The sequence below is a fragment of the Terrabacter sp. Root85 genome (assembly GCF_001429185.1).
Lineage (GTDB): Bacteria > Actinomycetota > Actinomycetes > Actinomycetales > Dermatophilaceae > Terrabacter.
The window spans coordinates 964,737-983,155 of the sequence record NZ_LMIW01000001.1 but is presented as its reverse complement, the minus strand read 5'-3'; the positions used below and the strand labels follow the sequence as shown (position 1 = coordinate 983,155).

Genomic DNA, 18,419 nt, shown 5'->3' with positions numbered 1-18,419 from the left:
TCGGCGCATGTCCGACGTTCCCGACGTGCCCGACGTGCCCGACGTTCTCGACCGGATCGCGGCGACCGCTACGACCGGTACGACCGATGCGCCCGATGCGACCGGTGCGACCGATGCGCCGGCGGTGCGTGATGCCACGCCCGGCGACGCCGCCGCGTGCGCTGCGATCTACGCCCCCTACGTCACCGGCACGACGGTCACCTTCGAGACGGAGCGGCCCGACGTCGCCGAGATGGAGCGCCGGATCGCCAAGGCGCAGGCGCGGCACGCCTTCCTCGTGCTCGAGGACGCGGGCGAGGTCGTCGGCTACGCGTATGCCGGACCGTTCAAGGAGCGGGCGGCGTACCGGTGGTCGTGCGAGGTGTCGGTCTACCTCGCGGGCGATCGGCGGGGTCGTGGCGGTGGGCGGCGGCTCTACGAGGCTCTGCTCGAGCGGCTCACGGCCCGCGGCTACCGGATGGCGGCGGCCGGGATGACCCAGCCCAACGAGGCGAGCGGGCGGCTGCACGCGGCGATGGGCTTCGAGCCGGTCGGCACCTACCGCGACATCGGCTGGAAGTTCGGCGCCTCGCACGACGTCGCGTGGGTCCAGCGACCCCTCGGCGACCCGCTCCCGTCCGGGGGCGCCGCCGAGAACCCGCCCGAGCCCACCTGACGGGCCAGCGCCGGCGCCCACCTGACCGGCCTACGCCGATGCCCATCCGACCTGGCCCAGTCGAGTGAGCGCTTCGTCCCAGTCGAGTGAGCGCCCCGCCACAGGTGGTCTGTGACGGGGCGCTCACTCGACTGTTACCGGGCGCTCACTCGACGGTGGGGTGTCAGGGGAGGGCGGGGTAGTCCGTGTAGCCCTCGGCCCCGCCGCCGTAGAAGGTGGCGGAGTTCGGCTCGTTGAGTGGGGCGCCCTCGCGCCAGCGACGGACGAGGTCCGGGTTGGCGAGGAACTCGCGCCCTACGGCGACGAGGTCACCGAGGTCGCGCTCGAGGATGTCCTCGACGTCGGCCAGCTCGGTGACCTTGCCGAAGCCGGTGTTGAGGATGACCGGGCCGTCGAAACGCTTGCGCAGATCGCGGACGAGGTCGGACTCCGGGTCGCCGAGGATGCTGAGGTAGGCGAGCCCGAGCGGGGCGATGCCCTCCACGAGCGACTCGTAGGTCGCGGCCGTCTCGGCCTCGTCCTCCTCGAGGACGCCCTGGATGTTGTGCGCGGGCGAGATGCGGATGCCGACGCGGTCGGCGCCGATCGCCTCGGCCACGGCCTTCGTGATCTCGACGGTCAGGCGGGCGCGGTTCTCGGGCGAGCCGCCGTAGGAGTCGGTGCGCTCGTTGCTCGACGGCGCGAGGAACTGGTGCGGCAGGTAGCCGTTCGCGGCGTGCACCTCGACGCCGTCGAGCCCGGCCGCGACGGCCTGGCGCGCTGCGTGGACGAACTCCGCCACGAGCGCGGGGATCTCGTCGGTCTCCAGGGCCCGCGGGACGGCATACGCCTGCTGGCCCTTCGGGGTCACGATCTCGCCGGGCGCGGCGATGGCGCTCGGCGCCAGGCTCTCGAGGCCGCCCTTGTTGTCGGGGTGGGCGATGCGGCCGGCGTGCATGAGCTGGACGACGACGCGGCCGTCGCCCTCGTGCACGGCATCGGCGACGAGGCGCCAGCCGGCGACCTGCTCGTCGGAGTGCATGCCGGGGGTGTCGAGGTAGCCCTGCCCGACGGCGCTCGGCTGGGTGCCCTCGGTGATGATGAGGCCGGCGCTCGCGCGCTGGCCGTAGTACTCGGCGTTGAGCTCGGTCGGTGCCTGGCCCTCGCCCGCGCGGTTGCGGGTCAGCGGGGCCATGACGAAGCGCTGGGGAAGGTCCCAGCGGCCGATGCGGATGCTCTCGAAGGCCGTGGACACAGGCCTGCTCCTCACGTCTAGGGGACTGTCGGTGGCGGTTGGCGGCCCCCACCGTCGATCGATGGAGCCTTCAACTACCTAGGCGACAAGGAGGGCAGGCGGTCGATCATTCCCGTGTGTCCAGGGTTGCGCGTGTGGGGGATCCCACGCGGGCCGCAGGGGTTCGGGTGGGTATGCCGAAGGGGAGGATGCGCAGGCATCCTCCCCTTCGTACGCGCTCAGCTCGTTGAGAACTCCGCGCTGGTCGTCGCGGAGGTCGTCGAGATGACGACCCGGTGGGTCACGGCGCGTAGATGTACTTCATGCCGGGACCGTCGGTCAGCGTGCGCGTGTTGTAGTTGTACGCACCGGCGAGGGCGTTCATCTCGATGATCGTCACCTCGTTGCCGTTGACCGCGGTCACCCAGGCGACGTGGCCGACGCTCGAGGAGCCGTGGACGCCGGGCTGCATGACGAGGATCGACCGCGTGCGCGGCGTGCCCGTCACGGTGTAGCCCGCGGACGCTGCGCCCGAGGCCCACGCCATGGCGTTGCCGGTCCAGCCGCCGGGGTAGTAGCCCTCGGACTGGTACCACTTGTTGAGGGCGCCCCAGGTGCACTGGCCCGCGGTGGCCCAGTTGGAGGAGGCGCGCACGCCGGACGAGGCGCTCGGTGTCGTGGAGTTGACGCTCGCCTTCGCCGACGACGTGCTCGTCGTCAGCGTGGCGCGGGTCAGGTCGCGGGAGGCGCGCTGGGAGGCGGTCTTGCGCTGGGCGGCGGCCTGGGCGGCGGCCTTGGCGGCAGCCCGCTCGGACTTGACCTGGACGTCCTCGATGACCTGCGGCTTGGCCGGCGCGACGCGGTGGGCGACGGCCTTCTGCGCGGCCGGGGCGAAGCCGATCTTCGACAGCGCGGTCGACGCGGCCGGGGTGGCAGCCGTGGCCGGGCCGACAGCGGCGGGAGCCGCGGCGTCGACACCGGCAGCAGCCGCGACGTCGCCCGAGTTGGGCGACAGGGTGTCGGCGCTCGCCGGGTTGGCGAAGGTGGCGACCAGGCCACCGGTGGCGGCGACGACGGCGCCCGCCTTCATGGCCGGCTGAGCCGACTCACGGGCGAGGAGCTTGAGTTCGTTGAGGGGGTTGTGGCGGCCTGGCGCACGATGGCGACCGCGGATGTTCTCAGTGTTCACGCGTGTTACCTCTCCGCGCCTACGAAGTTAGCTGTCGGGTTCGGGCGGAAAGGTGCCCGGGCCACCCCCGCCCCGCGAAGCTCGCGTGGCGGGTGGGTCTTCACCCCAAGGACGTCCGAAGTCGTTGCGTAGGACGTCCGGAGAAACGTGTGGTTCCTCCGCTCCTGTCACAAGGTTCGATCTCTCTCGTCAGGCGGTGACAGGACTAGGCGGTCCACCTCACGAGAGCCCGGCCAGGTGGCCGAACTCCCGGAAGACTAGACGAGGCGACTAGCAAATGTCACGCCACGGTAACGACGACGCGCGCCGATCGCCCCTGAATGTCCGAAGTGCCCGTCTATACCAACGCTTTACCTTCAGCTGGGTGAGACGTGGATCACATCCGGAGGGGGTCCTCGACAAGCCCCCCACGGGTATGCCGCGGGGTCCCTCGGGGGGACCCCGCGGCATGCGCCGGGCTGAAGTGGCTCGAGTGTGGCTCGAGCGAGGCTCGAGTGCGGGTCGGGCCGGGCGCGGTCCCGGAGCGGTCGTCAGGCGGCGCGCGAGAGGTGGCCGAAGACCACGACGTTGTCGCGGTACTCGTTGCGGCTGTCGGTCGGCCCGCCACACGTCACGAGGCGGATCTCGGCCTGGGTGAAGTCGCCCTTGTAGACGAGCTCGGTCGGGAACTGGGACTTCTTGTAGGCCGCGACCTTGTCGACGGTGAAGGTCAGGTGCGACCCGTCCCGGCGCGACACCTTGACGACGTCACCGGCCCTGACCTTGCCCAGCTCGTAGAAGATGCCCGGGACGCCCGAGGGGGTGTCGACGTGCGCGGCGAGGACCGACGGGCCGAGCTGGCCGGGCGTGGGGCCGGCGTCGTAGATCCCGACCTCCTGGGCCGTGCCCGGCACGGAGATCGTGCCATCGGCCTGGATGCCGAGCCGGACGAAGTGCGAGGAGCGCACCCCGATCGACGGGATCTCGATCGACGTCGGCTCGGACGCCTCGAGGAAGTCACCGATGCCGACGGTGCCCGGCGCGGCGCCGGCCGTCCTGCCCGCCGTCGGTGTCCCACCCTGACCGGGGGACGCCGACGGGCTGGACGAGGACGGGCCGGACGCCGCGGGGGCGCTGGCCGTGGCGACCCCGCCCGCCGCGGGCTGCGGCGGGCCGGGGGTCCCCGGGCTCCCTCTGAGGCCGACCACGAGCGCGACGATCCCGATGACGACGAGCACTGCCGTGACCGCCAGCGCCGCCGTCACGCCCGCGCCGATGCGGCGGGTGCTGCGGTCGCCGGTGGGCGACGTCGGCTCGGGCGTGGAGCCGGTCGGTGCGCTCATGGTCGGGTCACTCCCGGTCGGTCGTGTCGGTGTCGGTCGTGTCGGTGTCGGCCGCTCGAACTCGGCCGCTCGGTGTCGGCCGCTCGATGTCGGCCGCTCGATGTCGGCCGCTCGGTGTCGGTCGCTCAGGCGCGCGAGCGGGTGCGACGGGCGGCGAAGGCGCCGGTCCCGGCCGCGGCGAGCAGGGCGCCAGCACCGACGAGCATGAGGGCCTCGTTCTGGCCACCGCTCTTGAGGCCGTCAGCGGCCTGGCCGCCGCCGGTGTGCATCCCGCCGGCCGGGGCGACGCGCAGCGCGCCACACAGGGCCGGGTCGGTGGCCTCGGTCGGGAGCGACGGCATGAGGTCGCTCTTCGTGGCACCGGAGTACTTGCCGTCCTTGTTGTAGTCGACGCCGTGGATGACGACGACGGACTGGCCGGCCGAGATCGCCTTCGCGACGCCGCTCGAGACCTTGATGCTGCCGCGCTGGTAGGCGATCTTGCCGCCGGGCGCCGTGCTGAAGCGGTCGATCGCGAGGCCCGACTTCGGGCTCGTGTCACCGGTCTTGGTCAGCGACACGACGATGTCGCCGTAGGCCGGTCCGCCCTCGGTCGTGTTGAGGTGGCCGTCGCCGTTCTTGTCGTCGGACAGGACCGGGCACTCGTGACGGGCCTCGGCGCCGAAGTGGATGTGCGCGGCGTGCGGGTTGTCGGGGAGCAGGCCGTTGGCGGCCATCGTCACGGTGATCGTGTTGCCCGTGACCTCGACCATGGCGGTACCGCTGCCGTCGACACCGTTGCCGGCGACGGGCTTGAGGTTGGCGCTGACCCAGGCGTCCGCGGCGAAGGCCGGGCCGACGCTGAGGGCCATGGCGGCGGCAGCAGCGAGGCTGGCGCCGGCGATCCGAGTGGTGGTGGTGCGCATCTGTGTTCCTCCTTGACGAGGAGACAAACCGTCCATCCTGCTCTGCTTCAGACGGGGGGTCGTCGTCGACCGTCTCCGGGCGGGGGTTCGCCGCAGGCAGGACCACTGGATTGGGGTTCCACCGAAGTTTCTTCGATGGAGGCGCGCCGTGGCGCGCCCCACGGGTCTTCACTGGAGGGACCGGGCGCGCGCCGCCCGACCACTAACCCCCTCACGGAAGGACACACCGTGCTCCAGGACTCCCACGCCTTCAGCGGCTTCTCCGTCGACGACGTCGCCGCCGCCCGGGCGTTCTACGCCGACACCCTCGGCCTGCGCGTCACCGAGGAGAACGGCATGCTGACGCTCCACCTCGCCGGCGAGGGTGGCGAGCGTCCCACGCTCGTCTACCCGAAGCCGAACCACGAGCCGGCGTCGTTCACGATCCTCAACTTCCCGGTCGACGACATCGAGGCCGCGGTCGACGAGCTGAGCGCGAAGGGCGTCGTCTTCGAGACGTATGCGGGGACGCCGATGGAGACCGATGCCAAGGGGGTCTTCCGCAAGGGAGGACCGCTCATCGCGTGGTTCACCGACCCGGCCCGCAACGTCCTTGCGGTCATCGAGGCACCCGGCCCCGGCTGATCCGCGGCGGGCAGCGTGTCAGGCGTCGTGGCCCTCGGAGACGGCCGCGCGGCGCTTGAGGCAGAGCTCGGTGATCTCGGAGACGAGCTCGAGCGGGACCGGTCGGCTGATCGGGAAACGCACGGTGTCCTTGGCGCGCCGGTAGGGGCTGATCGCTTCCTCGAACTGCGCGTCACCCGTCGGGACGGGGTAGAGGCCGACGTGGTTCTTCCAGCCGGCGTAGTAGATGAGGGGCTTGCCGTCGACGGTGAACGTCGCCATGCCGTAGCTGATCTTCTCGCCCGCGTGAGGGGCTACCTCGCGGATCGTGCGGCGGACCCCCGCAAGCTGAGTTCGCGTCTCCTCGGGGTAGGAGGCGATGTAGTCATCGACTGACGCAAATCTCGGGGCCAATCCTGGTCCTCACTTCAGTTCCGGACCGGTCGTTGGAGGGGGTGACTCGACTGTATTGGGCGAAACGGACGACTGCAAAGTAAGTACACGTTTAGTGACCAAACGGTCACAAAACTACAAAAGCTGAATTGGACCGACGATCTCGCCGCAAGACGTGCTGAAGGCCGTCCTCCGTGTGTCTGGGGCCCTGACGTGCGAAGGCCCTGGCGTTCGAAGGCCCTGACGCTCGAAGGCCCTGGCGTTGGAGCCGACGTCCGGTCAGACCTCGGCTCAGACGTCGACCCAGGCCTCACCGGCGAGGACCCGGCCGACGACGCCCTCGGGTCGGCGGCCGAGAAGGGTCGCGACCGCGAAGTCGGCGGCCAGGCCGTCGAAGACGCCGTGGCGCCGGAGCATCGCGTGCTTGCCCCCCTCGACGGTGACGTAGCCGACCTCGGCGGTGCGGGCGAGGTCGCGGGCCACCGCCGCGGAGCTCGTCGGTCGGGCGATGCGGTCGTCGTCTCCGTGGACGACGAGGACGCGTCGCCCGGTCAGGTCGAGGTGCCCCTCGGTCGGGTAGACCCACGGGTTGAGCGCGACGGCGCTGACGACGGGGTCTTCGCCGGCCGCGAGCAGCGCGGCGCGACCGCCGAGCGAGTGACCGACGAGGCAGACGGGCAGGTCGGGACCGAAGCGGTCGGCGACCTCGCCGAGGGCCCAGCGCACGTCGTCGACCGGGGTGTGGTGGGCGTCCCAGCCGCGAGTCGAGTTGAGCAGGCGCAGCACGGCGAGCTCGCCCTTCGCGGCGCGCGCGATGCGGCCCGCGATCGGCACCATCCGCAGCACCGACAGCTGGGTCGGGCTGACGCGCATCGGTGTGCGCCGCGCCGCGCCGCCGTGGAGCACGAGGACGATGCCGCGGGGCGCGCTCGGGGCCGCGGTGTCGATGAGCCGGGCGTGCGTCACGTCTCGCTCCTGGTCCGCAGCTGGGTATGCCGTGTGCTCGGGTTCGCGGGTCACGTGCGGTCTTCGGAGCGCGAGCGTCAACGGCTTGGTGCTCTCACGGCATACCCGTTCGGTGTCGCCGGTCGGTCACTGTCCAGGGTTGGTGAGGCTGGTTCAGGGGCGCAGCAGGACCTTGATCGCACGCCGCTCGTCCATGGCGCGGTAGCCCTCGGCGACCTCGTCGAGGGGGAGCGTCAGGTCGAAGACCCGGCCCGGGTCGATGCGGCCGTCGAGGATGCGCCCCAGCAGGTCGGGCAGGTAGGTGCGCACGGGAGCCATGCCACCGGCGAGACCGACGTTGCGGACGAACATCTGCCGGACGGGCAGCTCGACGCCGTGCGGGGCGCCGACGAAGCCGACGGTCGAGCCGGGGCGGCCGATGCGGAAGGCGGTCTTCATCGACTGGTCGGTGCCGACGCACTCGAGCACCGAGTCTGTGCCGATGCCGCCGGTCAGCTCCATGACGGCCTCGACACCGGCGTCGTCGCGCTCGGCGATGACGTGGGTGGCGCCGAACTCGCGGGCCAGCGCCTGGCGCGGCTCGTGGCGCGACATCGCGACGATGCGCTCGGCGCCGAGCTCCTTGGCGGCGATGACGCCGCAGAGGCCGACGGCCCCGTCACCGATGACGACGGCGGTGCCGCCGGGCTGCACGCGCGAGGACACGGCGGCGTGCCAGCCGGTGGCCATGACGTCGGAGAGCGTGAGCAGCGAGGGGAGCATCGCGTCGTCGGGCATCCCATCGGTGGCGACGAGGCTGCCGTCTGCCTGGTTGACGCGGACGAGCTCTGCCTGGCCGCTCTCGGTCCAGCCCTGGTGGTCGCACACCGACGTCATGCCGGCGAGGCAGTGCGGGCACGTGTTGTCGCAGTGGACGAAGGGGATGACGACGAAGTCGCCCTTCCTGATCTGCCGGACGTCGGCGCCGATCTCCTCGACGATGCCGACGGCCTCGTGGCCGATCGTGGAGCCGGCCGTGATCGGGTTGGCGCCGCGGTAGGGCCAGAGGTCCGAGCCGCAGATGCACCCGGCCACGACCCGGACGATGGCGTCGGTCGGCGCCTCGATCGTCGGGTCGGGGACGTCGGTCAGGCGGATGTCACCGGGGGCATGGATCGTCGTCGCGCGCATGGGCCCATCCTTGTCCTGCCGATGGCCCGACCCCAAACATTCGACGTCAAACCCTGGACGTCAAACCCTGGACGTCAAAGGCTGGACGTCAAAGGCTGGACGTCAAAGGCTGGACGTTCCCTCGCGCTCAGCCGCGGGAGCGCAGGCGCAGGTTGGGCAGGCCGGGGGCGGGGAGGGTGTGGTCCCAGGCGTCGGGGAAGGTGCCGTAGCGCGCGCCGGGTGCCGCGGCGGCATACGACCCCTCCTCGCGCGGCGACCGCTCGCGCTGCCAGTCCTCGCGGAAGCCGACGACGTCGTCGTGGCTGCGGCCGATGAAGTTCCACCACATGACGATCTGCTCGCCGAAGGGTGCGCCGCCGAGGACGAGGAGGCGCGCGGGCCCGTCGGGGCCGGCCTCGACGGTGATGCGGCTGGTGCCGGTGCCCATGAAGGCGATCTCGCCGGGCTTGGCGGTGACGTCGCCGACCGTGAGCATGCCTGTGTCGCAGAGCAGTCCGTGTTCGTGCTCGGGATCGACGTCGATGTCGAGAGAGGTGCCAGCGGCGAGCGTCACCTCGGCGCCGACGAGGTCGGAGAACATCGTGACCGGTGAGGTCTGGCCGAGGAGGGTGCCGAGGAAGACGAGGACCCGCGCGCCGTCGACCTCCGTGACCGGCGGCGCGTAGTGCTCGAAGCCCGGCTGCGTGCTGCGGTCGGACTCCGGGAGCGCGACCCACAGCTGTGCGCCGTGGAGCACCGTCGTCTCGGGGGTGGAGTACTCCGAGTGCGCGATGCCCGAGCCTGCGGTCATGATGTTGAGCTCGCCGGGTCGGACGAAGGCGTGCGCGCCGGTGGTGTCGCGGTGCTCGACCTCGCCGGTGAAGAGCCACGACACCGTCTGCAGGCCGGTGTGCGGGTGGCCGGGCACGACCATGCCGCCGGTCTGCGAGACGTCGTCGGGGCCGTAGTGGTCGACGAAGCACCACGCCCCGATGAGCGAGCGCTCGCGCTGCGGGAGGCTGCGACGGACCGGCATCGCTCGCGGGCCGCCGAGCGGCACCTCCCGGTAGGGCAGGACGATGGCGGTCGAGGGGGTCGGGTCGTCGCCGCAGACGACCTCGGCAGGGTGGCGGTCGGGGTTGCTCACCCGTTCAGGCTAGGCCCGGAGGGCGCTCTGGTTGCAGGTCCGGTTGCTAGGTTGCCCCGCATGACCGACCCGGCTGCCACCACTCCCGGCGGCGTTCCCGCCACCGCGGCCGATCTCGGACCCGGCCGGGGCCGCTGGTCGGCGTGGCGGGTCGTGTGGTGGTTCGGCTTCGTCAGCCTGGCCGCGGACATGGTCTACGAGGGCGCGCGCTCGATGTACGGCCCGCTCCTCGCCTCGCTCGGCGCCACGGCGCTCGTCGTCGGGCTCGTCACCGGTGCGGGGGAGGCGATGGCGCTCGTGCTGCGCCTCGTCTTCGGGCCGCTCGCCGACCGGACCGGGCGCTACTGGGGGCTGACGATCCTCGGCTACGGCCTCACCGCCGTCTGCGTGCCGTTGCTCGCCGTGACGCCCTTCGTCGGCGGGGCGGGCCTCGCGCTCGCGGCCGTCCTCATCCTCCTCGAGCGCTCCGGCAAGGCCGTGCGCAGCCCGTCGAAGTCCGCGCTGCTCGCCCACGTCGCGTCGGCGGTCGGACGTGGCCGCGGCTTCGGCGTCCACAAGGCGCTCGACCAGGTGGGGGCCTTCGCCGGACCGCTCGTCGTCGCCGGCGTCATCGCGGCCACCGGCGCGATCTGGCCGAGCATGGCCGTCCTCGCGATCCCCGGCACGGCGGCGATGCTGCTCCTCGCCGTCATCCGCTCCCGCGTGCCCGATCCGTCGGTCTACGACGTCGAGACCACGACCGCGCCGAACAGCCTTGCAACGCAGTCGGTCCCGGGTGGTGGCGCGGTTCGTGGTGGGCTGCGGGGGTGGGTCGCCGATGCCGTCGGGTCGGGTTTGCCGCGCGAGTTCTTCGGCTATGCGCTCGCCGCCGGTCTCATGACCGGTGGCCTCGTCACCTTCGGGATCATCGGCTACCACCTCACCGTGGAGGGGCTCGTCCCCGTCGCCACGGTCCCGGTCGTCTATGCCGGCGCGATGGGAGTCGAGGCGCTCGCGGCCCTCGGGGTGGGGCTCGTCTACGACCGCCGCGGCGGCGCCGTGCTGTATGCCGTGCCGGTGCTCGTCGCGCTCGTCCCCCCGCTCGCGCTGTCGGGCTCGGTCGTGCTCTCCCTCGTCGGGGTCGCCGTCTGGGGCCTGGCCTACGGCGTGCAGGACTCGACGGTGAAGGCGCTCGTCGCGGAGGTCGTGGAGGCACCGCGGCGCGCGACGGCATACGGCGTCTTCGCGGGGGTGCAGGGAGCGTTCGCGATCGTCGGTGGGCTCGTGGCCGGCTGGCTCTACGACCGGTCGCTCCCGTCGCTGGTCGCCGTCGTGGCCGTGAGCCAGCTCGTAGCGCTGGTCCTCCTCAACCGCACCGTCCGCTCCCTCCGCCACCACCCCGTCGAGTGAGCGCTCCGTAACACTCGAGTGAGCGCCCCGCCCCAGCCGTCGCGGGGCCACTGCGACCGCGCGCTCACTCGAGTGGGACTGTGCGCTCACTCGAGTGGCCCCGTCGTCCCACCCAGACGCCCACCCTCACACTCGAGTGGCCCCGTCGTCACGGGACGACGGGGCCACTCGAGTGTGATCCGCGGGTGCGGGGTCGGTCAGCTGACGGCGTCGAGGGCGTCGACGACGCCCTCACCGAAGAAGCTGTTGTCCTCGACCGGGCCGACGCAGACCGGGCCACCGGTCGCGGCGCCGCACGCCTTGTCGTCGGCCTGCTCGCGCAGCTTGTCGATCATCTGCGCCGGCGTCCACGCCGGGTGGACCGACTTCATCAGCGCGAGCACACCGGCGACGTGCGGGGAGGCCATGGAGGTGCCGCTCTTCGTGCCGTAGCCGTTGTTCGTGACGATCGTCGAGAGGATCGTCGAGCCGGGTGCCGCGACGTCGATCTTGCCGAGGCCGCGGTTGCTGAAGCTCGACAGGCGGCTGGTCTGGCTGCCCGTGGGAACGCTCTGCATCGACGACACGGTCACGACGCCGTCGAGCTCGGTCGGGATGTCCTCACAGCCGCTGTTGAGCGTGCGGTCGACCTGACCTGCCTTCGGCTGGTCGTCAGGACTCGTCGTGTCCTTGAACGAGGACTTGTCCGACAGGTCGTGTGCCGAGTTGCCGGCCGCGGCCGCGTGCACGACACCCTGCTTCGTCGACCACGTCACCGCGCGACGGACGGCCTCCTTGGCGGCGAACTGGTCGGGCTGGTCCTCGCAGTAGAACTCGAACGGGTCGACGTAGTAGCTGTTGTTCGTCACGTCCATGTGCTTGAGTCCGGCCCAGATGAAGCCGCACACGGCGTACTCCGGGTAGATGAAGCCGGCGTCGTTGACGACCTTGACCGCAGCCATCCGCACGTTCGGGGCGACGCCGACGATGCCGACGCCGTTGCGGGCCGCGGCGATCGTGCCGGCCACGTGGGTGCCGTGGTCGCTCGTCGTCGGGTACCAGCCGGTGGCCGAGAGGTCGGGCCGACCGGCGTCGGTGCAGTTGACCGAGTCGGCGACGTCGATGTTGGCGGCGAGGTCGGGGTGGTCGGGGTCGATGCCGCTGTCGAGGACGCCGACGAGCACGTTGCGGGAGCCGTCGGTGATGGCATGGGCCTTGTCGGCCTTGATCATCCGCAGGTCCCACTGGTCGGCCTCGCGCGGGTCGCCGGCTGCTGCCGGCGACGCGTCGGACTCGAGGTCGCCGTTGTCGGCCTTCTTCGCGCCCTGCTTGTAGCCGGACGCGCCGCGGCCCCAGGACGCCCCCGCGACCTCGGGCGTGCCCTCGGAGACGGCGACGGTGCGGGTCGCGCCGACGGAGTCGACGGCGTTGCCACCCTGCGCGACGACGTCGGCGCGGAAGGTCGAGACCTTGGAGTGCGCGATGACGACGCCGATCTGCGGCCACGACTGGACGACGACGCCGCCCGAGGCCCTGACCGCGGTCTCGACGAGACGCGTCTGGCCGGGGTTGGCGATGCGCGCGTTGACGACGTAGCTCATGAGCTGACCGTCGGGGGTGTTGATGGTGACCGGCGTCGAGACCGGCTCGGCGGTGGTCGCGTCGGTCGAGGCGACGGCGACGCCACCGATCGCGGCGGTGGAGGTGAGGGCGAGCGACGCGACTGCAACGATGCCGCGTCTGGTCAGGCTGGGATGACGCATGTGTGAGCTCCTGTGGTGTGAGGAACAAAAGACAGCGCCCTGGGTCGGGCGCGTCCCCACATCATTGGGGGCTTCCGGTGAGTCCGCTCGTCGAGAGACGTCACGGGCTCCTGACTCCCGGCTGACGCTCGCACCGGGAGGCCCCGGTCGGGTCAGGCCATCAGTCCGCCTCGACCGGCCGGGTGAGCGGGGCGAGGGCGATGAGGAGCACGAGCGAGGCGAGCGGGCCCAGGCCCCAGGGCAGCAGCATGATCCCGACCGAGACGGCCGCGAGGGCGAGAGAGCCGACGGGCAGGCGCCCCTCGACGGTGAGGGCCACGAGCACCATCGCGAGGGCCACGGCCGTCAGGACGCCGCCGCCCGAGGAGAGCGCGGCCGGCGCCTCGTGGCCGATGAGACCCGTGACCTGACCGATCCAGACGGCGGCCGTCGCGCCGGCCCCGAACGCCGCGAGCAGCGCCGTCGGCACCGCGAGGGGGAGGTGGCGCAGCCGGGCGCCGAGGCCCACGGTCAGCCACGCGAAGCTCGCCACCGACAGGACGAGGAGCACGCCCGCGGCCACCGACAGGGCGCCCTGGTCGCGGGCGGCGGCGACCCCGCCGAGCCCACCGAGACCGCGGAGCCCGTCGAGGGAGTCGAGCCCGTCGACCCAGTCGAGGATGCCGTGGGTGAAGAGCAGGAGCGGTGCGAGCAGCGCCAGGAGCGGCACGCGGTCCGTCGCCTCCCGCGAGCCCGGGAGGGTGGTCGTACGCGTCGTCACCCGCTCGCGTGCCGGCGCGGTCACGGGGGTGGTGGAGGTGGCGGACGGGGGAGGGGTGCGGTGCGTCCTCGGTGGCGTGACGGCATACGCGGCCGGTGCGGTGTGGGCTCTCGGGGAGCCGGCGGCGCGGGCCGGGGAGAGCGTGCTCGTCGTCATGCCTCCAGCGTGGCGGTCGGTGGTGACGCTGCCCATCGGGGTCGACCCCGAGCCGTCCCCGAGCGGTCCCTGAGAGCGGTCGGGTGGACGCGCGCGCCTTTTTGTCCATTTCGGAGACTTTGACCCTCTTTGGGTCGTACCGTGCGTTTGTGGGGTCGAGGTCAGGGTCGACCCCGTCGAGGCTCTGGTCAAAGGGGTAGACATGTCGGTGCGCTTCAATGCTCCTCCGGGATGGCCGGTTCCGTCGTCGTCGTGGGCTCCGGGTGACGACTGGATGCCGGACCCCAGCTGGCCGACGCCGCCGCGCGGCTGGACCTTCTGGGTCGTCGAGCAGCGCGCCGCCGGCACCATGGGCGAGGCCGGCACGCCGCGCTTCGGCTCGCCGCCCCGCACGACCGCCGCCACCTCCGGCGCCTATGGCACCGACCGCGGGAGCTGGCTCGCCGGGCTGCGCGCCCGCGCCTCGTCCGACGCCCTCGAGGTGGCGACCTCGCCCGGCCAGACGGTCGAGCCGGTCGCGACGCGCGCCGTGGCCGAGAGCTCGTGGGAGCTCGACGGCCTGCTGACCTCTGCAGGCCGGCTGGACATCTGAGGTGGACCTGCTGCTCAGGGTCGCACCGGAGGTGCGGCTCAGTTCCTCGACGTCCGGACTCCGCGCCCTGCTCGACGACACGGCCGGCACGCGCGTCGGCACCGGCGTCGGCGCCCGCACCGACGTCTCGGCCGTGTCCGATCGCGGCTCCGCCGAGACGCTGAGCCTCGCCGAGCTCGAGGTGCGGTCGCGGCAGGCCCAGGAGTCCGGCGACCTCAACGCGCTACGCTCGATCGAGGAGGCGCTCGTGGGCCTGCACCACGAGAACCACCCACCGCGTCGTCGACCCGAACCGCCCGAGACGGCGGCGCTGTCGGCCAAGGAGCGAAGCCTCCTCGAGCGCAAGGCCTTCAACGCCGCGCTGCCGCAGGTGTCGGTCTTCAAGCGCGCCGCCCGCTCCAAGGCCAAGGCGATCGCCGAGACCGAGGCGGACGGCTTCAGCCGCACCCTCGACGTCGCGCACGCCGTCGTCGCCCAGCACCGCGCCGCCGCGCTCGACGACCAGTGGAACGACCTCGCCGGGCACGAGCGCTGCGCCGTCATCGCCGAGCTCGACACAGCCTTCGCCGGGGCGACGTGCGGCTGCACGTGCGTCGACGCCGGGTGGGACACCGAGACCTCGCGCGGCTACGTCACGATCGTGGCCCGCTACCCCTCGCTCGACATCGTCGCCGAGCGCGGGCCGGGCGTCTCGTCGAGCGGACGTCGGATGCTGCGCCGCCGCACCCGATCCGAGCGCAACGCGCTCTACCTCGGCGGGCTGGCCTCGTTTGCCCTCGCCGCTGCACGGCGGGCGATCAGCATCGCCGTCGCGGCCGACGACATCCACCTCGTCATCGTGCGACCGACCGAGACGGGCGAGGGGCTCGAGCCGATCTACGTCGGCAGCCTGAGCCGGGAGGCGGTCACCCTGCGCCCGGCGCTCGCGGACCCGCTTCCGCTGCTGCTCGGGTCGGCGGAGCGACCGATGCAGTTCGACGGGCCGGCGCACGACCTCATGGCCGTGGCCCCCGACGCCGACGTCATGGAGATCGTGCGGGCGTGCGTCGACGCGCTCGGCGACGAGGCGCTCGACGGTCTGCTCGAGACCGGTCACGCCTGACCCGCGAACTCTGGCCTCTCGACGGGTGAGGACCCGCGAACTCTGGCCTCTCGACAGGTGAGAACCCGCGAACTCTGGCCTCTCGACGGTTGAGGGGTGGTGGACTGGGGCGGAAGACGGGGGCTGCGCGAGCCGACCACGGCGGGGGCTCCGGCGCTACGCTGCGACGACGGGTGCGCGGACTTCTGGACCATCCCTCCACCGCGGGCCCGTCGATGCGCGATGATGCCCGGCGGGGAGGGCCACGAGGGGTGGCCGAGGGGGGCCGTGCTGTGACCGTGTGTTTCAACCCGCCGCCGGGGTGGCCGACGCCGCCCGCGACGTGGCTGCCGCCTGACGAGTGGCTGCCCGACCCCGAGTGGCCCGAGCCGCCGGCCGACTGGACCTTCTGGTCGGTGACGGCGCGGCAGCCGCGGGCCGGGTCCCGGCGTGCCGGGCGCGGCCGCCTGAGCGGGGTGTCCTTCCCCCTCGCGACCGTCGCCGCACAGTCGACGGTGTCGCTCGCCGCGCTCTTTCCCGAGCGGGGTCGCCAGGGTGCGGCGTCGGCATACGGCAGCTCGACGGGTGCATCCGGAGCGGCGACCAAGGCGGGCCGCGAGTACTACGAACCGCGCGGCTGGGGTGGCGGCTCGAGTGTCGGCGCGGCCTCGTCCCCCGTCGGCGGGTCGGTCCTCAACGGCTCCGCACCCACCGCGCCCGGGCGCCTTCTCGTGCAGGGGGAGCCGGCCGTCGCCGACGCCGAGACGGTCCACGCCGAGGAGGCCGAGGAGGCCGAGGAGGCCGGGGTGACGCCGGGCATCCGGCTCTCACCGATCCTGCGGCTCGTCGCGCACCCCTCCGGGCTGCGCGTGCAGTTCCGGGTCGGTGGTCCGGTGGCCGCGGCGCTCGCCGAGGTCATGACGCCCGCCATCGAGGCAGCCACGCCCGGGCTCACCCCGACCCAGGGAGCGTCGTCGGGGCGCGCGGCTCCCGGCAGCCCCGATCGCGGGGGACGCGGAGGGCGGCAGGGCCGGCTGCGCCTGCTCAGGCGCGGCCGGCACGAGGCGAGCGATCTGCCGACGGACACGTCTGCGGGTCGACGTGTCGGCGGACGCCCGGCGGTGCTCTCCGTCCGCGAGCTCGCGGGGCGGGCCCTCACGGCCCGTCGCGAGTCCGACCGCGAGGAGGCGCTCGCGGTCGACCGCGACCTGTGCTCCTTCCACCGTCAGCCGTTCAGCGCGATCCGGCCGCCGGTCGTGACGCCACTCGCGCCCCTGACCGCGTCTGAGGTGGCAGCCGTCCGGCAGCAGGTTCTCGCCGCGACCGGGGCGACGGCCAAGGGGCTCTCGCGCTCGGAGAGCACGGAGCTCAAGGCGCTCGCTGCGGAGCGGGCGTCCGCCTTCGTCGACGCGAGCAACGTCGCGCGCCGGGTCCTCGCCGACCGACGGGTGGCGCTCGCGTCGGGCGCGTGGCAGCTCCTCGAGTCCCACGACCCGGCGGCGGTCGTGGCCGTCGTCGACGAGGCGCTGCGCCTGTCGGGCAGCGACGTCACCTGCCTCGACGCCGGGACCGACCCCGTAACGGATCGCGCCTACGTCACCGTCCTCGTGCGCTTCGCGACCATCGGCATCGTCGCCGAGGAGGGCCGCGAGGTCGCCCCGTCGGGCCGCACGTCGTGGCGGGCGCGCACGGCCTGGGAGCGCAACGGGGTGTATGCCACCGGGCTGGCCGCCGTCGTCCTCGCCGCCGCCAAGCAGGTCGACAGCATCGCGCCGGCGACCGACGACGTGAACGTCGTCGTCGTGCGCCCCACCCGCAACGGCCGCGGCGTCGAGCCGGTCTACGTCGGGCGGCTCGACCGGGAGGACGTGTCGCTGCGCCATCCGGAGGCCGACCCGCTGCCGCTCGTCATCGGCTCGGCGGTGCCACACGGCATACGCATCCACGGTCCGGAGCGCGAGGTCACCGCGCTCGAGCACGCCGTCGACGTCGACGGGGCGCTGCGCGAGATCGTCGACGCGTGCCGGGCGGCGGACGCGGAGGCCGCGCGGCTCCGCGAGGCCGCCCGGGCGCAGGCCGGCGGCGCCGTGCCTCCTGCCGGCTAGGGGTCCCGCGGGGCGGAGGTCGCGCGGGCCAGAGGTCCCGCGGGCCAGAGATGTCTCGGGCCGGAGGTCCCGCGGGCCAGAGATGTCTCGGGCCGGAGGTCGCGCGGGCTAGAGGTCGCGCCGGACGAGACGCCGCAGGGCGAGGGCCGCGACGGGCCGGTAGCCGACGACGGCGAAGGCCGGCCCGTCGATGACGAGCTCCGTCGTGCAGCCACCCGGTGCGGGCCGGACGACGTGTTCGAGGGTGGCGTGCACGGGGCCGAAGCGCACGTGCCAGCTCCACTCCATCGCCTCGGCATCGACGGTCAGCACCTCGAACGGCACGCGGACCCCGAGTGGGCCGACGACGAGACCGTTGAGCCCGGGGGAGATGCGCGGTGTCGCGGCGATGACCTCCTGGATCTGCGGCGACCACGTCGACCAGAGGTCGAGGTGCTCGTAGCGGGCCCAGGCGACGGCGGGGTCGGCTCCGCCGCTGGCCGTGATCGTCGCGCGCATCGCTCAGCTCTCTCGTCGGTCAGGCATGGTCGCTCAGGTGCCGTCAGGCGCTGTCGGGGCCGTGGCGGGCGCTGGAGCGGACGCCGGTGCCGGCGCCGGTCCGTCGACGTTGACCGTCGGCGTGCCCGAACCGCAGCGCACGATGACGGCCCGTGACGTGCCGTCGCCCGGGTTGGACTCGCGGTGCACGGCGCCGGCCGGCACGCGGAGGAAGTCGCCGGGGCCGGCCTCGACGACGACCTCGCCGCCCGGACCGGACTCGAGCCGCATCCGACCCGAGACGACGTACAGGGTCGTGTCGTGGTCGCCGTGGTGGTGCCACCCGGAGACGGCGCCGGCCTCGGTGTCGACGGTGCCCGACCACATCGACTCGGTGTGCAGGGCGACCTGCCGGCTCATCCCCGGCGTCGGGTCGGCCGGGCTGAGGGCGTCACCCGCGACGTGGCTGCACGGCTCGGCGGCGGCGGTCGGCAGGTCGGTGTGCTCGGTCATGCCCCCATCAAACCCCCACGGCTCTAGCCTTGTCGTGTCCTTGTATATGTCCTTGTTCGGGT

The 18,419-nt window shown here is 72.8% G+C and carries 18 protein-coding genes and 1 riboswitch; of the genes, 6 read left to right on the top strand and 12 right to left on the bottom strand.

The genetic code is table 11. The features are described 5' to 3' along the window. Positions 1-7: 7 nt before the first annotated feature. Positions 8-655: a GNAT family N-acetyltransferase gene (locus tag ASE25_RS04645; RefSeq protein ID WP_235508538.1), complete on the top strand. Its 648-nt coding sequence runs from the start codon at positions 8-10 to the stop codon at positions 653-655. 163 nt (positions 656-818) lie between these two features. On the opposite strand, the gene ASE25_RS04640 is transcribed toward ASE25_RS04645, so the two are convergent. From ASE25_RS04640 to ASE25_RS04625, 4 genes are all read right to left on the bottom strand, one after another. Further along, positions 819-1,889 (bottom strand): alkene reductase, encoded by a 1,071-nt coding sequence (locus ASE25_RS04640; protein WP_082622687.1) that lies wholly within the window; start codon positions 1,887-1,889, stop codon positions 819-821. 280 nt (positions 1,890-2,169) lie between these two features. Then, positions 2,170-3,057: a CHAP domain-containing protein gene (locus ASE25_RS04635; RefSeq protein ID WP_056823138.1), complete on the bottom strand. Its 888-nt coding sequence runs from the start codon at positions 3,055-3,057 to the stop codon at positions 2,170-2,172. 4 nt (positions 3,058-3,061) lie between these two features. Next, a riboswitch (cyclic di-AMP (ydaO/yuaA leader) is annotated at positions 3,062-3,249 on the bottom strand. 338 nt (positions 3,250-3,587) lie between these two features. After that, positions 3,588-4,379, bottom strand: coding sequence for a sortase domain-bontaining protein (locus tag ASE25_RS04630; protein ID WP_056823136.1), 792 nt, complete (start codon positions 4,377-4,379; stop codon positions 3,588-3,590). 125 nt (positions 4,380-4,504) lie between these two features. After that, positions 4,505-5,284: a CHRD domain-containing protein gene (locus tag ASE25_RS04625; RefSeq protein WP_056823132.1), complete on the bottom strand. Its 780-nt coding sequence runs from the start codon at positions 5,282-5,284 to the stop codon at positions 4,505-4,507. 228 nt (positions 5,285-5,512) lie between these two features. Here ASE25_RS04625 and ASE25_RS04620 point away from each other — a divergent pair, with 228 nt between their 5' ends. Continuing rightward, on the top strand, positions 5,513-5,908 hold the full coding sequence (locus ASE25_RS04620) for a VOC family protein (RefSeq protein ID WP_056823130.1): 396 nt from the start codon (positions 5,513-5,515) through the stop codon (positions 5,906-5,908). 18 nt (positions 5,909-5,926) lie between these two features. On the opposite strand, the gene ASE25_RS04615 is transcribed toward ASE25_RS04620, so the two are convergent. The 4 genes from ASE25_RS04615 to ASE25_RS04600 all read right to left on the bottom strand — a co-directional run bounded on the left by ASE25_RS04615 (position 5,927) and on the right by ASE25_RS04600 (position 9,542). Next, the gene (locus ASE25_RS04615; RefSeq protein WP_056823129.1) at positions 5,927-6,301 is read right to left on the bottom strand and encodes an iron chaperone; all 375 of its coding nucleotides are present in this window, start codon (positions 6,299-6,301) and stop codon (positions 5,927-5,929) included. A 270-nt stretch (positions 6,302-6,571) separates the two neighbouring features. Continuing rightward, positions 6,572-7,300, bottom strand: coding sequence for an alpha/beta hydrolase (locus ASE25_RS04610; RefSeq protein ID WP_235508537.1), 729 nt, complete (start codon positions 7,298-7,300; stop codon positions 6,572-6,574). Positions 7,301-7,399: 99 nt separating this feature from the next. Further along, complete coding sequence (locus ASE25_RS04605) at positions 7,400-8,416, bottom strand: zinc-dependent alcohol dehydrogenase family protein (RefSeq protein ID WP_056823126.1); 1,017 nt, start codon at positions 8,414-8,416, stop codon at positions 7,400-7,402. A 127-nt stretch (positions 8,417-8,543) separates the two neighbouring features. After that, positions 8,544-9,542 (bottom strand): pirin family protein, encoded by a 999-nt coding sequence (locus ASE25_RS04600; protein ID WP_056823125.1) that lies wholly within the window; start codon positions 9,540-9,542, stop codon positions 8,544-8,546. A gap of 60 nt (positions 9,543-9,602) precedes the next feature. Here ASE25_RS04600 and ASE25_RS04595 point away from each other — a divergent pair, with 60 nt between their 5' ends. Continuing rightward, positions 9,603-10,931 (top strand): MFS transporter, encoded by a 1,329-nt coding sequence (locus tag ASE25_RS04595; RefSeq protein ID WP_056823123.1) that lies wholly within the window; start codon positions 9,603-9,605, stop codon positions 10,929-10,931. A gap of 197 nt (positions 10,932-11,128) precedes the next feature. Here ASE25_RS04595 and ASE25_RS04590 read toward each other — a convergent pair whose 3' ends face one another. Next, on the bottom strand, positions 11,129-12,673 hold the full coding sequence (locus tag ASE25_RS04590; RefSeq protein WP_056823120.1) for a S8 family serine peptidase: 1,545 nt from the start codon (positions 12,671-12,673) through the stop codon (positions 11,129-11,131). A 160-nt stretch (positions 12,674-12,833) separates the two neighbouring features. Beyond that, positions 12,834-13,589: a hypothetical protein gene (locus tag ASE25_RS04585; RefSeq protein WP_157623316.1), complete on the bottom strand. Its 756-nt coding sequence runs from the start codon at positions 13,587-13,589 to the stop codon at positions 12,834-12,836. Between the two features lie 274 nt (positions 13,590-13,863). Between ASE25_RS04585 and ASE25_RS04580 the strand changes: the two genes are divergently transcribed. The 3 genes from ASE25_RS04580 to ASE25_RS04570 all read left to right on the top strand — a co-directional run bounded on the left by ASE25_RS04580 (position 13,864) and on the right by ASE25_RS04570 (position 17,367). Beyond that, a complete protein-coding gene (locus tag ASE25_RS04580; protein ID WP_056779327.1) occupies positions 13,864-14,181 on the top strand; it encodes a hypothetical protein in 318 nt (105 codons plus the stop codon). Position 14,182: 1 nt separating this feature from the next. Beyond that, positions 14,183-15,283, top strand: coding sequence for a hypothetical protein (locus tag ASE25_RS04575; RefSeq protein ID WP_056823115.1), 1,101 nt, complete (start codon positions 14,183-14,185; stop codon positions 15,281-15,283). Positions 15,284-15,561: 278 nt separating this feature from the next. After that, the gene (locus tag ASE25_RS04570; RefSeq protein ID WP_162260578.1) at positions 15,562-17,367 is read left to right on the top strand and encodes a hypothetical protein; all 1,806 of its coding nucleotides are present in this window, start codon (positions 15,562-15,564) and stop codon (positions 17,365-17,367) included. A 108-nt stretch (positions 17,368-17,475) separates the two neighbouring features. Here the strand turns inward: ASE25_RS04570 and ASE25_RS04565 are convergent, their stop codons facing one another. Both ASE25_RS04565 and ASE25_RS04560 read right to left on the bottom strand, forming a co-directional pair. Further along, positions 17,476-17,865, bottom strand: a complete 390-nt coding sequence (locus tag ASE25_RS04565; RefSeq protein WP_056823111.1) for an SRPBCC family protein — start codon at positions 17,863-17,865, stop codon at positions 17,476-17,478. Between the two features lie 33 nt (positions 17,866-17,898). Next, a complete protein-coding gene (locus ASE25_RS04560) occupies positions 17,899-18,357 on the bottom strand; it encodes a cupin domain-containing protein (RefSeq protein WP_056823108.1) in 459 nt (152 codons plus the stop codon). Between the last annotated feature and the right edge of the window lie 62 nt (positions 18,358-18,419).

Coding starts and splice junctions, on each gene's coding strand:
- ASE25_RS04595 (WP_056823123.1), top strand. CDS start 9,603: ATGACCGACCCGGCTGCCACCACTCCCGGCGGCGTTCCCGCCACCGCG.
- ASE25_RS04630 (WP_056823136.1), bottom strand. CDS start 4,379: ATGAGCGCACCGACCGGCTCCACGCCCGAGCCGACGTCGCCCACCGGC.
- ASE25_RS04560 (WP_056823108.1), bottom strand. CDS start 18,357: ATGACCGAGCACACCGACCTGCCGACCGCCGCCGCCGAGCCGTGCAGC.
- ASE25_RS04625 (WP_056823132.1), bottom strand. CDS start 5,284: ATGCGCACCACCACCACTCGGATCGCCGGCGCCAGCCTCGCTGCTGCC.
- ASE25_RS04645 (WP_235508538.1), top strand. CDS start 8: ATGTCCGACGTTCCCGACGTGCCCGACGTGCCCGACGTTCTCGACCGG.
- ASE25_RS04590 (WP_056823120.1), bottom strand. CDS start 12,673: ATGCGTCATCCCAGCCTGACCAGACGCGGCATCGTTGCAGTCGCGTCG.
- ASE25_RS04585 (WP_157623316.1), bottom strand. CDS start 13,589: ATGACGACGAGCACGCTCTCCCCGGCCCGCGCCGCCGGCTCCCCGAGA.
- ASE25_RS04580 (WP_056779327.1), top strand. CDS start 13,864: ATGCCGGACCCCAGCTGGCCGACGCCGCCGCGCGGCTGGACCTTCTGG.
- ASE25_RS04565 (WP_056823111.1), bottom strand. CDS start 17,865: ATGCGCGCGACGATCACGGCCAGCGGCGGAGCCGACCCCGCCGTCGCC.
- ASE25_RS04605 (WP_056823126.1), bottom strand. CDS start 8,416: ATGCGCGCGACGACGATCCATGCCCCCGGTGACATCCGCCTGACCGAC.